13 protein-coding genes are annotated in these 13,231 nt (G+C 58.6%); all 13 read left to right on the forward strand.

Going from position 1 to position 13,231, the window contains the following annotated elements; translation table 11 throughout:
• Positions 1–456 (forward strand): ABC transporter permease (locus QZ190_RS17240; RefSeq protein ID WP_291918906.1); only part of this gene is annotated, 456 nt, incomplete at its 5' end.
• Positions 457–506: 50 nt separating this feature from the next.
• The gene (locus QZ190_RS17245; protein WP_291918908.1) at positions 507–1,640 is read left to right on the forward strand and encodes a BMP family ABC transporter substrate-binding protein; all 1,134 of its coding nucleotides are present in this window, start codon (positions 507–509) and stop codon (positions 1,638–1,640) included.
• Positions 1,641–1,816: 176 nt separating this feature from the next.
• A complete protein-coding gene (locus QZ190_RS17250) occupies positions 1,817–3,043 on the forward strand; it encodes a benzoate/H(+) symporter BenE family transporter (protein WP_291918910.1) in 1,227 nt (408 codons plus the stop codon).
• A gap of 100 nt (positions 3,044–3,143) precedes the next feature.
• A complete protein-coding gene (locus QZ190_RS17255; RefSeq protein ID WP_291918912.1) occupies positions 3,144–4,427 on the forward strand; it encodes a malonyl-CoA decarboxylase in 1,284 nt (427 codons plus the stop codon).
• Positions 4,428–4,429: 2 nt separating this feature from the next.
• On the forward strand, positions 4,430–4,663 hold the full coding sequence (locus QZ190_RS17260) for a hypothetical protein (protein WP_291918914.1): 234 nt from the start codon (positions 4,430–4,432) through the stop codon (positions 4,661–4,663).
• A 2-nt stretch (positions 4,664–4,665) separates the two neighbouring features.
• The gene (locus tag QZ190_RS17265) at positions 4,666–5,715 is read left to right on the forward strand and encodes an adenosine deaminase (RefSeq protein WP_291918916.1); all 1,050 of its coding nucleotides are present in this window, start codon (positions 4,666–4,668) and stop codon (positions 5,713–5,715) included.
• Positions 5,716–5,740: 25 nt separating this feature from the next.
• Complete coding sequence (locus QZ190_RS17270) at positions 5,741–7,162, forward strand: Fic family protein (protein ID WP_291918918.1); 1,422 nt, start codon at positions 5,741–5,743, stop codon at positions 7,160–7,162.
• A gap of 21 nt (positions 7,163–7,183) precedes the next feature.
• A complete protein-coding gene (locus QZ190_RS17275; protein WP_291918920.1) occupies positions 7,184–7,984 on the forward strand; it encodes a metallophosphoesterase family protein in 801 nt (266 codons plus the stop codon).
• Between the two features lie 17 nt (positions 7,985–8,001).
• The gene (locus QZ190_RS17280; protein WP_291918921.1) at positions 8,002–8,295 is read left to right on the forward strand and encodes a YciI family protein; all 294 of its coding nucleotides are present in this window, start codon (positions 8,002–8,004) and stop codon (positions 8,293–8,295) included.
• Positions 8,296–8,568: 273 nt separating this feature from the next.
• Complete coding sequence (locus QZ190_RS17285) at positions 8,569–9,927, forward strand: homoserine dehydrogenase (RefSeq protein ID WP_291918923.1); 1,359 nt, start codon at positions 8,569–8,571, stop codon at positions 9,925–9,927.
• A gap of 108 nt (positions 9,928–10,035) precedes the next feature.
• Positions 10,036–11,133, forward strand: a complete 1,098-nt coding sequence (locus tag QZ190_RS17290) for a BMP family ABC transporter substrate-binding protein (protein ID WP_291918925.1) — start codon at positions 10,036–10,038, stop codon at positions 11,131–11,133.
• A 96-nt stretch (positions 11,134–11,229) separates the two neighbouring features.
• Positions 11,230–11,805, forward strand: coding sequence for a dCTP deaminase (dcd, locus tag QZ190_RS17295; protein WP_108365169.1), 576 nt, complete (start codon positions 11,230–11,232; stop codon positions 11,803–11,805).
• Between the two features lie 807 nt (positions 11,806–12,612).
• On the forward strand, positions 12,613–13,231 hold a 619-nt coding region (locus QZ190_RS17300; RefSeq protein WP_291918929.1), incomplete at its 3' end, for a hypothetical protein.

The following is a 13,231-nucleotide window of genomic DNA, read 5'->3' on the forward strand; positions in this document are numbered from 1 at the left end:
TTTTTGTACCGCAGCCGCACCGGTTTGGTGCTGCGCGCCGTGGGTGAATCGCCCGCATCGGCGCACGCATTGGGCTACCCGGTGCGTCGCGTCCGCCTGGCGGCGGTGGTGGCCGGGGGCGCTTTGTGCGGTCTGGCTGGGGCTTACATCTCGGTGATCTATACCCCGCTGTGGGTCGAGGGCATGGTGGCGGGCAAGGGCTGGATTGCGCTGGCGCTGACCACCTTTGCCACCTGGCGTCCGGCACGGGTCTTGCTGGGTGCCTACCTGTTCGGTGGTGTGACCATGCTGCAGTTCCATTTGCAGGGTGTGGGCGTTCAGGTGCCCAGCCAGTTGCTCACGGCGCTGCCCTACATCGCCACCATCGTGGTGCTGGCCCTGATTTCGCGCAACCCGACCTGGATCCGCGTGAACATGCCCGCTTCCCTGGGCAAGCCGTTTTATCCCGGTTCATAATGAGTTTTTTTCCAACCCCTGTAACCCTGTTCAACAAAAAAGGAACTGACATGACAGACATCTCCAAGCGCACCATCGTGAAGATGGTGGCCCTGACCGCTGTGGCCGCCGCCGCACTGGTCGGCTGTGGCAAGAAGGAAGAGGCCCCCAAGGCCGAGGCGCCCGCTGCGGCCAAGGCCGAGCCCCTGAAGATCGCGTTTGCCTATGTCGGCCCTGTGGGTGACGGCGGCTGGACCTTTGCGCACGACAACGGCCGCAAGGAAATCGAAAAAGCCTTCGGCGACAAAGTGGTCACCAGTTTTGTGGAGAAAGTGCCGGAAAGCGCTGACGCTGAGCGCGTGATCCGCGACATGGCGGCTCAAGGCAACAAGCTGATTTTTGGCACCACCTTCGGCTACATGGAGCCCATGCTCAAGGTGGCCGCTGACCACAAGGACATCAAGTTCGAGCACGCCACCGGCTACAAGACCGCCGAGAACATGCGCACTTACGACAGCCGCACCTACGAAGGCGCTTACATGGCGGGTGTGATCGCGGGCAAGATGACCAAGACCAACACCCTGGGTGTGGTCGCCTCCATCCCAATCCCTGAAGTGGTGCGCAACATCAACAGCTTCACCCTGGGTGCCCAGTCGGTCAACCCCAAAATCAAGACCAAGGTGGTCTGGGTGAACGAGTGGTTCAACCCACCGAAAGAAACCGAAGCCGCCACTTCGCTGATCAACGGCGGCGCGGACGTGCTGATGCAAAACACCGATTCGTCGGCTGTGCTGCAGACCGCCGAAAAAATGGGCAAGCGTGCCTTTGGTTGGGACTCCGACATGACCGCCTACGGCCCCAAGGCCCACCTGGGCTCGGCCGTGATCAACTGGGGCCCTTACTACGTCAAGGCCGTGGGTGAAGCGCTGGAAGGCAAGTGGAGCACCGGTTCGAGCTGGTGGGGCGTGAAAGAAGGCGCGATCGAGATGGTCAACGTGGCCGCTGATGTGCCAGAAGACACCAAAAAGCGCATCGACGAGATCAAGGCCGGTCTGAAAGACGGCAGCTTCTCCATCTGGAAGGGCCCGATCGTGGACCAAGCCGGTAAGGAAATGCTGGCCAAAGACGCGGTGGCCGACGACAAGTTCCTGGGCGGCGTGATGTTCTACGTCAAGGGCGTGGAAGGCAAGATCCCAGGCAAGTGATGGCTCATCGCTGGGCCTGTATTTCCCGACTTGAACGGGACTTCAGGATCCTTTGACCATCAGGCCGCCTGACGCAAGTCAGGCGGCTTTTTTGCGCTCTTGGCCTCTTGGTGACGGCAAAGCTCTGCGGGTTTGATACGCTGGGCACAGTTTCTTCTCATGCAAAGGCCCTTGCTTTGTTCAAACTCTTGGAATCCCCAGCGGCCAAAGCCAGAAGCTGGTCACAAATCCGCTCTGACTTTGGCAGTACCTACGCCGCCAACGCCCTGATCGGTTTCATCTTTGCCGCCACCGGGCCGGTGGCCGTCATCTTGTCGGTGGGCACCCGTGGCGGCTTGTCGCCCGAAGAGCTGGCGTCTTGGGTGTTCGGGGTGTTTTTTGTCAATGGTCTGGTCAGTTTGCTGATGAGCTGGCGTTACACCACGCCGCTGGCTTTTGGCTGGACGATCCCTGGCACGGTCTTGGTGGGGCCAGCCTTGCAGCACCTGAGTTTTGCCGAGGTGATTGGCGCTTTTTACGCCACCAGTGGGCTCATTTTGGTGCTGGGTCTGAGCGGCTGGGTCAAGCGCGTCATGGCGGCGCTGCCCATGCCCATCGTCATGGGCATGGTGGCGGGGGTGTTTTTGCGTTTTGGCCTGGACATCGTTCGGGCGTTGCAGAGCGACGTGGCCATTGCAGCGCCCATGGTGGCGGTCTTTTTGTTGCTGTCGGCCCGGGCCGATTGGGGCAAGCGCCTGCCGCCCGTGATCGGCGCTTTGTTGGTGGGGGCTTTGGCGGTGGCGGTGTCGGGCCGACTCGATGCGGCTGCCGTGGGACAACTGACTTTGGCGCAGCCGGTGATTCAGGCACCCGTGTGGTCGTGGGCGGCCATGCTGGAGTTGGTGGTGCCCCTGGCCATCACGGTGCTGGTGGTACAAAACGGGCAAGGCGTGGCCGTGCTCAAAAACGCCGGGCACGAGCCACCCGTCAACATGATTGCTGTGGCCTGCGGTATTGGTGCCGCCATCAGCGCGGTGTTTGGAGCGGTCAGCACTTGCCTCACGGGTCCAACAAATGGCTTGCTCACTTCGTCTGGCGAGAAAACCCGTCACTACACCGGGGCGCTGATGTTTGGAGCGCTGGCGCTGTTGTTCGGCCTGATGGCACCCACCTTCACGGGTTTGATGCTGGCCGCGCCCAAGGAGTTCATCATGGTGCTGGGCGGCCTGGCCATGCTGCGCGTGTTACAGGGCGCGTTTGTGGCCTCGTTTGGCGCGGGCAAATTTTCATTGGGCGCATTGGTGAGTTTGCTGGTCACGGTGGCCGACATCGGCTTGTTCAACATCGGCGCGGCTTTTTGGGGCCTGGTGGCCGGGTTCGCGGTGTCGTGGTGGATGGAGCGGGGCGATTTTCAGAAAACTTGATGTGCATGGGGTCAGCGCTGCTGGCCAGCGTGTAAGCTGATTGTGGTGCTGTGCCGCAGGTGCCAGCCCATTTCATTCACCGCATCTCGAAGGGTCTTTCATGCTGGAACGCTTCATTCAAAACAAGAAACTCGATGCGGCCAAGTTGAGCGCCAAAAAACTGCTCAGCGCCCGGGGCGAGGCCAATGCGCAAAGCATGGCCGTCAAGCTGATCGACCATTACGACCATCTGGACAAACGCAGCCAGATCGACTTCTTCCATTTTTTGTCCAGCCAGTTCAACCCCGACCCGACCCTGGTGGTGGATGCCGCCAACCGCTACAACACCGAGCGCAACGAGGCCAGCCTGATCTCCTTGTTCCAGACGGTGGAGCCGCCCCGGCAAGAATTGCTGCGCCGGGTGAACCGCGCACCTGCTGGGACAGCCACGATTTTGAAAATGCGCCAGACGCTGCTGTCCTACCTCAAGGACCATCCGGCTTTTCGGGCTACAGACGCGGACATGCACCATTTGCTCAGTTCCTGGTTCAACCCGGGCTTTTTGGAGTTGCACCAGATCACCTGGAACTCACCTGCGCAACTGCTCGAGAAAATCATCGCCCACGAATCGGTGCACGCCATCGATGGCTGGGACGACTTGCGCCGTCGCTTGCAACCTGACCGGCGCTGCTATGCATTTTTTCACCCGCAGTTGCCCGGCGAGCCGCTGATTTTTGTCGAGGTGGCCTTGGTGCCGGGCATTGCCAAGGACATTGGCGGCCTGATCAACAAACTGGCCCCAGTGGGCGATGCCAAAAGCTTCAAGTCGGCGATCTTCTACTCCATCAGCAATTGCCAGCCTGGCCTCAAAGGGGTGTCGTTGGGCAATTTTCTGATCAAGCGGGTGGCGCAAAAATTGATCGAGGAAATGCCTTCCCTCAAAACCTTTTGCACCCTGTCCCCCATCCCGGGCTTTACCCAATGGCTGGACGCGGGTGCGCCCCTGCCTGAGGAACGCCTGAGCCCCACGCACCTGCGCAAGTGGCAAGAAGCCCAAAAAAGTCTGGCTTTGGGCAGCTTGAGCTGGGTGGAGCGCCTCAAGTCAGGCTGGCACCCCGAGCGCAGCGAAGAGGCAGAGCGGGCGGCCCTCATGCGCTTGTGCGCCTTGTACCTGATGCATAAAACCCCCGAGGCGCGCGGCGACGCCGTGGGCAAATTCCACCTGAGCAACGGGGCGACGCTGCACCAGATCAACTGGGCGGCCGATCTGTCCAAAAAAGGCTTGCAACAAGCGGGCGGCCTCATGGTCAATTATCTGTATGAGCTCGGCAAAGTGGAGGAGCAACACGAGGCGTTCAGCCATAAAACAGTGCGGTTTTCACGTGGCGTCGAGAAGTTGGTGTAGCCATGCGCGACAGTCTTTTGGAACCCCTGAGTGATGGCGTTTGCGCTTTGCACGACCCATCGGGCCTGCATGTGGGCAACTTCAAGTGGGTCAACGGCCAATGGAAGTTCAAGGCCGTGGGCTATGGCCCAGCAGGCCAAGTGATGCCGGGCCATGGGCCTTTGACGGACCGGCACAACACGCGTTTTGATCGGCTCGATGAAGCCATTATTCGAGCCCATTTTTTCAAGGATTGACCATGTTCAAAGTCCACGCCATCCCTCCAGAGCGTCTGCCCGAGTTGCTCCGCGTCATGCCCAAGGCCGAGCTGCACATCCACATCGAGGGCTCGCTCGAGCCCGAGCTGATCTTTGCACTGGCCCAGCGCAATGGGGTGTCACTGCCCTATGCCGATGTGGCCGCCTTGCGCAGCGCCTACGCCTTCACCAACCTGCAAAGTTTTCTGGACCTGTATTACGCCGGGGCCAGCGTGCTGCTGCACGAGCAGGATTTTTACGACATGGCCTGGGCCTACTTTGAAAAAGCCGCCGCCGACCATGTGGTGCGGGCCGAGTTGTTTTTTGACCCGCAAACCCACACCGCACGCGGTGTGGCCATGGGCGCGGTCATCCAAGGCCTGAGCCGCGCCTGCCGCAATGCACAAACCCATCTGAACATCAGCGCTGATCTGATCCTGTGCTTTTTGCGTCACCTGTCTGAGGACGAGGCACTGGCCACCCTGGAAGAAGCCATGCCTTGGCGCGAACACTTCATCGGCGTGGGGCTCGATTCGAGCGAGCTGGGCCACCCGCCCGAAAAGTTTGCCCGTGTGTTTGCGCGTGCCCGCGAGCTGGGCTTGCACTGCGTGGCCCACGCGGGCGAAGAAGGCCCGCCCGCCTACATCTGGAGCGCACTCGATGTGCTGAAAGTCGAGCGCATCGACCACGGCGTGCAAGCCATCCATGATGCTGCGCTGATGAAACGGCTGGCCAACAGCCAAATGCCGCTCACGGTCTGCCCGCTGTCCAACCTCAAGCTGTGCGTGTTCAAAAACCTGGCCGATCACAACCTGGGCCAGATGCTGGATGCGGGCCTGTGTGTGACGATCAACGCGGATGACCCGGCCTACTTTGGCGGTTACCTGAACGACAACTACCTGCAGACCTTTGCCGCCCTGCACCTGAATGCCCAACAAGCCTACAAACTGGCGGCCAACAGCATCGAAGCGAGCTTTGCGCCCGAGGTGGACAAGCACCGCTGGATGCATGAATTGAAAGCGTGTATTCAGGGTTTTGTGGAGCAGGATTGAAAGCTTTGCCTGTCAAAATCGAACAATGCTCAAGCAAGAATCCCAGTACACCGAATGGAAAGAAACCTGGCGCGATGACTACCTGCGTTGGGTGTGCGGCTTTGCCAATGCGCAAGGCGGTCGGTTGCTGCTGGGGGTAAATGACAAGGGCCAAGTGGTGGGCTTGCCCGATGCGGCCAAGCTCTTGGAAGATTTGCCCAACAAGGTGCGGGACCTGCTGGGCATCGTGGTGGACGTGAACCTGCACGCCGAAGGCGAGTTGCACTACATCGAGGTGGTGGTGCAAGCCTATCCCAACCCGATCAGCTACCGGGGTCAATACCACATGCGCAGCGGCAGCACGCTGCAAGAACTCAAGGGCGCGGCGCTGGACCGCTTTTTGTTGGGGCACCATGGCCGCACTTGGGACGGCGTACCGCTGCCCCAGTTCAGTCTGGCCGATGTGTCTGCACCGGCCATGGCGCGGTTTCGCCAGCTGGCCCAGCGCAGCGGTCGGCTGGATGCAGAGACACTGGCCGAGAGCGATGCCAACTTGCTCGACAAACTGCGTCTGAAAGAGGGCGCCTATTACCAACGGGCCACAGCTTTGTTGTTTGCCGCAGACCCCCAGCGTTTTGTGACGGGTGCGTTTGTGAAGGTGGGTTATTTCGAGTCAGAGACGGAGTTGCTGTACCACGACGAGGTCGAAGGCGATTTGTTCCACCAAGTCAAGAACACGCTGGACTTGCTGCTGTCCAAATACCTGAAGGCGGTCATTTCTTACGACGGCATTGTGCGGGTGGAGACCTTTCCGGTGCCGCGTGCTGCGCTGCGCGAGGCATTGCTAAATGCGCTGGTGCACCGCGACTATGCAGTGACCGCGCCCGTGCAAATTCGTGTGTACGAAAACCGCTTGCGCATTTGGAACCCTGCGGTTTTGCCTGAGGGCTGGACCCTGGACACGCTGCTGGGCGAACATTCCTCCAGCCCGTACAACCCGGCCATTGCGAATGCTTTTTTCAGGGCGGGCGAAATCGAGGCATGGGGCCGTGGGGTGGAGCGCATCTTTGCGGCATGCGCGTCGGCGGGCACGCCCAAGCCAGTGCTGCGTTACCAACCGTTTGACATGTGGCTGGAATTCACATTTGACCCCGCGTATTTGAAGGTGCTCAGGGCGGGGCAGGGGCAGAGTGGACAAGTCACCCCCGAAGTCACCGAACAAGTCACCGAACAAGTCACAGAACAAGTCGCGCGCCTGATTGTTGCGCTGGGCGATCAGACATTGAGCCTGCAGGAGTTGATGCATACCTTGGGCTTGTCCCATCGGCCCAATTTTTTGGCGCTGCATTTGCGCCCAGCTTTGATGGCCCAACTGATACAGATGACGGTGCCCGATAAGCCCCAAAGTCGTCTCCAAAAATACCGACTGACGCCAGCAGGTCGAGGCTGGCTTGCCAGACAGGCTTAAAACATAACAAGAGGGGTCGTGATGCGTTTGGCATTTGTTTCAGATATTCATGGCAATTTGGCTGCTTTAGACGCCGTGATTGCTGACATGAGTCACCGAAAAATTCAGTGCGTAGTGAATTTGGGTGACAGCTTGAGTGGCCCATTGCTTCCCATCGAGACCGCAGCCCGACTTCAAAATTTGCCATGGCTGCATGTCGCAGGTAACCATGAGCGCCAGTTATTGAGCTTGCCGATCGAGCGTCAAAATTTGTCGGATGCGTACACATCGGGTCAATTGAACCCGTTGGTCAAAAATTGGTTGACGTCACACGCTGACCCAGCGGACCCCCGGCTGCACACGGCACAAATTTGGCCTGAACAATTGGGCCATGATGTGGCACTGTGCCATGGGAGTCCTCGCAGCGATATCGAATATTTGTTGGAAACACCCGAAGGCGAGTCGGCCCGATTGGCGAACGAGACAGAGATTGAAGAGCGTTTGGCAGGGCTGATACCGGAAAACATCAGCTTGCTGGCCTGCGGACACAGCCATGTGCCGAGGACGGTTCGTTGGCGATCCAAGCTGCTCATCATCAATCCGGGCAGTGTTGGTTTGCCTGCTTACGATGACGATCACCCTTACCCTTTTTCCAAGTTCCATCGCATTGAGAACGGCAGCCCCGATGCGCGTTATGCGGTGGTCGAAAAATCGGGAGGGGACTGGTGTTGTGAGTTGATCAGCGTGCCCTATGACCATGAATCTATGGCGCTTTTGGCTGACAAGCGTGGCCGTGCTGATTGGGCGCATGCTTTGAGAACCGGGTGGTTGCCCAGGGTTTGAAGGACAGAGGATTGACCATGTTGTTTGTCGTTTTGTTCACTGATCGACCCGATCAAGGCGCTTTGCGTGCCACCCATTTGCAAGCCCACATTGACTGGGTGGCTGCACACCAAGCGCAAGTGCGCGTGGCCGGCAGTTTGCGCGAGCAGCTTGGGCAGGTGCCCAAAGGTGCCTTGTGGATCGTGGAGTCCGACACGAAAGAAAGCGTCCATCAATTGATGCAGACCGACCCTTTCTGGACTTGCGGGCTGCGCCAGAGCGTGGAAGTTTTGCATTGGAGCAAAGCGCTGGACCAGCAGGTGTTGGTTTGAGGGGCTGGTTGACGCCTTTGAATGGGTGCGAATTTGCGATAAACTTCAGAGCATGTTGAATACATTTGTATTGATAAATCTTGTGAGTATGGTCTGCGCTCAACCAGCGCGTGGCCTGTCTTCATGCGTTTGTTTGCGCAAACGGTTCAACATGATTACCACCACAACCAACGCGGCCACCTGAGTTCGCGCGGGCGGCCTTACTGGCTGCCCACTGGTGGATTTCCAAACAAACCAGCCCCGGCAGCTGGATTTCACTGTTTGGAGATTTTCATGATTCATGGTTCTTTGTTTCCCGCAGCATCTGATGCATCCGATGTGTCTGGCGATGGCGCTTTGCGTGTGGGTTTGATGGGCACGGGTGTGGTGGGCTCTGGCACTTGCCAGGTGCTGGCACGCAATGCCAACTTGATTGCCCAGCGCGCTGGGCGGCCGATACGGTTGGTCATGGCCACTGCACGCAATTTGCTCAAAGCGGCTCAAGTGCTTGGGCCGGATGTGGCCTTGGTCAGCGATCCCTTGACCTTGGTGCGTCACCCGGGCATCGATGTCGTTGTGGAGGTCATGGGCGGGGTGACACTGGCCAAGGCACTGGTGATGGAAGCCATTGCCCACGGCAAGCATGTGGTCACGGCCAACAAAGCGTTGCTGGCCGAACATGGGACGGAGATTTTTGCTGCGGCCGATGCACGAGGTGTGATGGTGGCCTATGAAGGTGCTGTGGCGGTGAGCATCCCCATCATCAAAGCCCTGCGTGAGGGCTTGGCTGCCAACCGCATCCTGGAGGTTGTGGGCATCGTGAATGGGACAACCAACTTTATCCTGACCCAAATGCAAGAGGCGGGGCTGAGCTTTGAGTCGGCTTTGCGCTTGGCCACTGAGCTTGGCTATGCTGAAGCCGACCCCACTTTGGATGTGTCGGGTATGGATGCTGCCCACAAAACGGCCTTGCTGGCCGCCATCGCCTTTGGGGCTGATTTGCCTTTGGACCAGGTGCATGTCCAAGGCATCAGCACCTTGGATCCGTTTGACATGGTGTGTGCCCAAGCGCTGGGTTATCGAATCAAGTTGTTGGGCATGGCCAGGCAGCGGTCCGACGCTCTGGAGTTGCGGGTGCATCCGGCCTTGGTGCCCGAGAAGCATTTGCTGGCGCAAGTACCGGGCGCGATGAATGGCATTTGGGTGAATGCGGATGCGGCTGGGCCCACGTTCCATTACGGTGCAGGGGCGGGTTCACAAACCACGGCCTCAGCGGTGGTGGCTGATTTGATCGATGTGGCCCGGCTGGCGTCTGCTGACTTTTCTAAAAGGGTGCAACACCGTTCCTTACCCGCGAGCGCGATTCGGTCATGGCACATTTTGCCGATCGGTCAAGTGGCTTCGCGGCATTACCTGCGCTTTGCGCAGGATGAGCGGTTGGCCTGTCTGACTGGATGGCTGCAGGATTTGGGTGTGGACGTACAGCAGTGGACGCATGTTCAGCACCCTGAGGTTGCCTCGCATGATGCTTGGGTGGTCTTGACGCCATCGCTCACAGGTGATGTTTTGGTGGATGCTCTGGCGGGGCTGCGTCATAGATCAGGAGGCCTTGTCCCCGTGGCTGTGTGGCGCGTAGAAGATTTGGATTTGTGATTCACTTTTGACGAGCAGGACTGGCTTGCCATGTAAAATCTACCCCCGAAGCCCGCTGCCCCGGCGGGCTTTGTTTTGTTTAATCTCGGGGCCATGTAGAGGACTACCATGTATAAAAACCTCGCTGCCACGCTCGTGGCCGCCTGCTTTTTTCTTCCTGCCGTTCAGGCACAAACTTCCACTCCAACGCCAGTCAAAGCTACTGAGCCCATCAAGGCTGGTTTTGTCTATGTCTCGCCCATCACCGAGGCGGGCTGGACGCGTCAGCACGACGAGGGCCGCAAGGCCGTTGAGCGGGCTTTGGGCGATCAGGTCAAGACCACTTTTGTGGCCGATGTGCCCGAGGGTGCGGATGCCGAGCGCGTGATCCGCGACCTCGCTAACCAAGGCCACCAGATCATTTTCACGCCCAGCTTTGGCTACATGGAGCCCACGCTCCGAGTGGCCAAAGACTTTCCGAATGTGAAGTTCGAATCGGTGACCGGCTTCAAGACCGCGCCCAACGTATCGGCATCGAACGCCCGTTATTACGAGGGCCGCTATTTGGCGGGCATCGCGGCGGGTCGCATGACGAAAACGAATTTGGCCGGCTATGTGGCGGGCTTTCCGATTCCAGAAGTCCTGCAGGGCATCAACGCCTTCACTTTGGGCATGCGCTCGGTCAACCCCAAAGCCAACGTCAAGGTGGTCTGGCTCAACGCCTGGTTTGACCCACCCAAAGAGCGCGAAGCGGCCATGGCCTTGTTCAACCAGGATGTGGACGTGATCGCTTTCCACACGGGATCGACTGCCGTGATGGCCGCAGCCCAAGAGCGCGGCAAGATGGCCGTGGCCTACCACTCGGACATGCGCAAGATCGGACCGGATGCGCAGATCATCGCCGTGACCCACCAGTGGGGCGATTACTACACGGCACGCGTCAAGGCGGCATTGGCCGGCCTGTGGAAGTCGGGCAGTGTGTGGGGCGGTGTGAAGGACGGCATGATCCGCGTGGGCGACTTTGGCCCCAAGGTGTCCAAGGCCGTGCAGGAAGAGATTTTGGCCAAGCAAAAAGAGGTGGGTTCTGGCAAGTTGCTGCCCTTTACAGGTCCGATCATCGACAACGAAGGCAAGCCTATTCTGCCCGCTGGGCAGACTTTGAGCGATGCCCAAATTTTGAACATGAACTATTTGGTGCAAGGCGTGCAAGGGCGCATCGTGCGCTAGTGCGGCGCTTTATGCCTGGGCCGCGACATTCGGCCTGGGTGTGCGGCCCGGGTGCGCCCCAGCCCCTAAAATAGCGCGATTCAACAAGGGCACACCATGAGCATCAAGAGCGATAAATGGATCCGCCGCATGGCCGAAGAGCACGGCATGATCGAGCCGTTCGAGCCGGGGCAGATCCGCAAGGACGCGGCTGGCCAGAAAATCGTCAGCTACGGCACCAGCAGCTATGGCTACGACATCCGCTGCGCGCCTGAATTCAAGGTGTTCACCAACATCTACAGCACCGTGGTGGACCCCAAAAACTTCGATGAGCGCAGCTTTGTGGACATAGAAAGTGATGTCTGCATCATCCCGCCCAACAGTTTCGCACTGGCTCGCACCGTGGAGTACTTCCGTATACCGCGCAACGTGCTGACCATTTGCCTGGGCAAGAGCACCTATGCCCGCTGCGGCATCATCGTCAACGTGACTCCTTTCGAGCCCGAGTGGGAAGGTTATGTGACGCTGGAGTTCAGCAACACCACGCCACTGCCCGCCAAAATTTATGCCGGTGAGGGCTGCGCTCAAGTGTTGTTTTTCGAGAGCGACAAAGACGATGTCTGCGAAACCAGCTACAAAGACAGGGGCGGCAAATACCAAGGCCAAGTGGGCGTGACGCTGCCCAAGACCTGAGCGCTCAGCGCTGTTGCACTTGACAGGTGCAGCCTTTCAGGCCCTGCTTGCGTTGGCAGGGCTTGTCGATTCCGATGCCTTGCGCATCAAAATTTGACGCTTCCTTTTTGAGCCGCTCACATCCTGTGCTGCAGGCATTGGCACGCCTACTTTTGGCACGCGGCCACCCTTGACGCCCCTCCATCCAAGTTCACGCATCAGGACCCACGAAGCGGTCCATGACTTAGCGCGGCCGTGCTGATGCTGTGTCGGCGACACAACCTCTCTGGCGGTGACCTTTTCCCTTGCGTTGAGGAAAAGTCAATAAATTTCATTCAATTAAAGATCTATACCAGATTGGCTAATGGTGTTGATTTTGTTGTTGGTAATAGCAAATTTACGTGGAGAAAATTAACACAGTTAGAAAATATTACATATTTTTACAGCTTGTTAGTAAATGTAAATTTGTACTCCAATTGGCTAAATTGAACCTTTTAGAGCTAAATTTCAATTGTTTTTATGGAAAAATGTCCACTTGTGTAGTTAAATAATGACTGCGTTTAGATAAAAGAGGACTTTATGACTCATTTAATGCCTAATCCAAAGGGACTGCATAGGCCAAAAAGACTATTCCAGTCGCTTTGGCTGATGGGCAGGGATGTGAGTGATTTTGGGTATCCGCCAAATGGCGAAGCCAGCAGGCAGACGAACAGGGTCGAGGACTTGCAGCACGCGACAACCCCTTATTCGCATCCCTGAGCGAGCACAAAGCGGCTCATCCCGACCAGCCCACCTCTGTCGTCGTTCCCCAGTTCCAAGAGAAGCACCATGTCCAAGAAGTTCAAAGTCATCGTCAACACCGGCAACCCAGACAACAACCAGAGCGTGGAGGTCACGCAAGGCCAGGGCGGTCGTGGACAGCCGGTGCGCCTGCAGGCCAAGGCGGGGGCCAAGTACCAACTGCTGGATCTGGAAAAAGCCAAGGCCGTGGGCCCCGACTACGTCAAAGTCAAGCGCGTGGGCAAGCACCTGCACATCCTGTTTGACGGCAGCACCGAAGCCGATGTGATCATCGAGGACTACTACGAGGTCATGCCCGAGGGCTACAACGGCGTGGTGGGCCAGGCAGAAAACGGCAGCTTCTACGAGTACATCCCCGAGGATCCGGACGTCAAAGGCCTGATTCCGCAGCTGGCCGATGGCGGTCAGGCGGTGAGCGTGGCGTTGGGCGGCGCGGAGGTGGTGGGCTCGGGCGCGGCTGTGGCCTTGTTGGCTCCTATTAATCCTTTGCTGGCGGGCCTGGGTCTGCTTGGCGCGGGGGCGGTCGGTGTTGTTGCGGGCGGTACCACCGCCTCGGGTGATGTGGCCATCACCGCAGTGGCCGACAACGTGGGCAACCCCGACAACGGCAGCGTCAACTTGAGCGCGGGCGGCCTGACCAACGACA

It is taken from the genome of Limnohabitans sp., from assembly GCF_017848645.1.
Taxonomy (GTDB): domain Bacteria; phylum Pseudomonadota; class Gammaproteobacteria; order Burkholderiales; family Burkholderiaceae_C; genus Limnohabitans_A.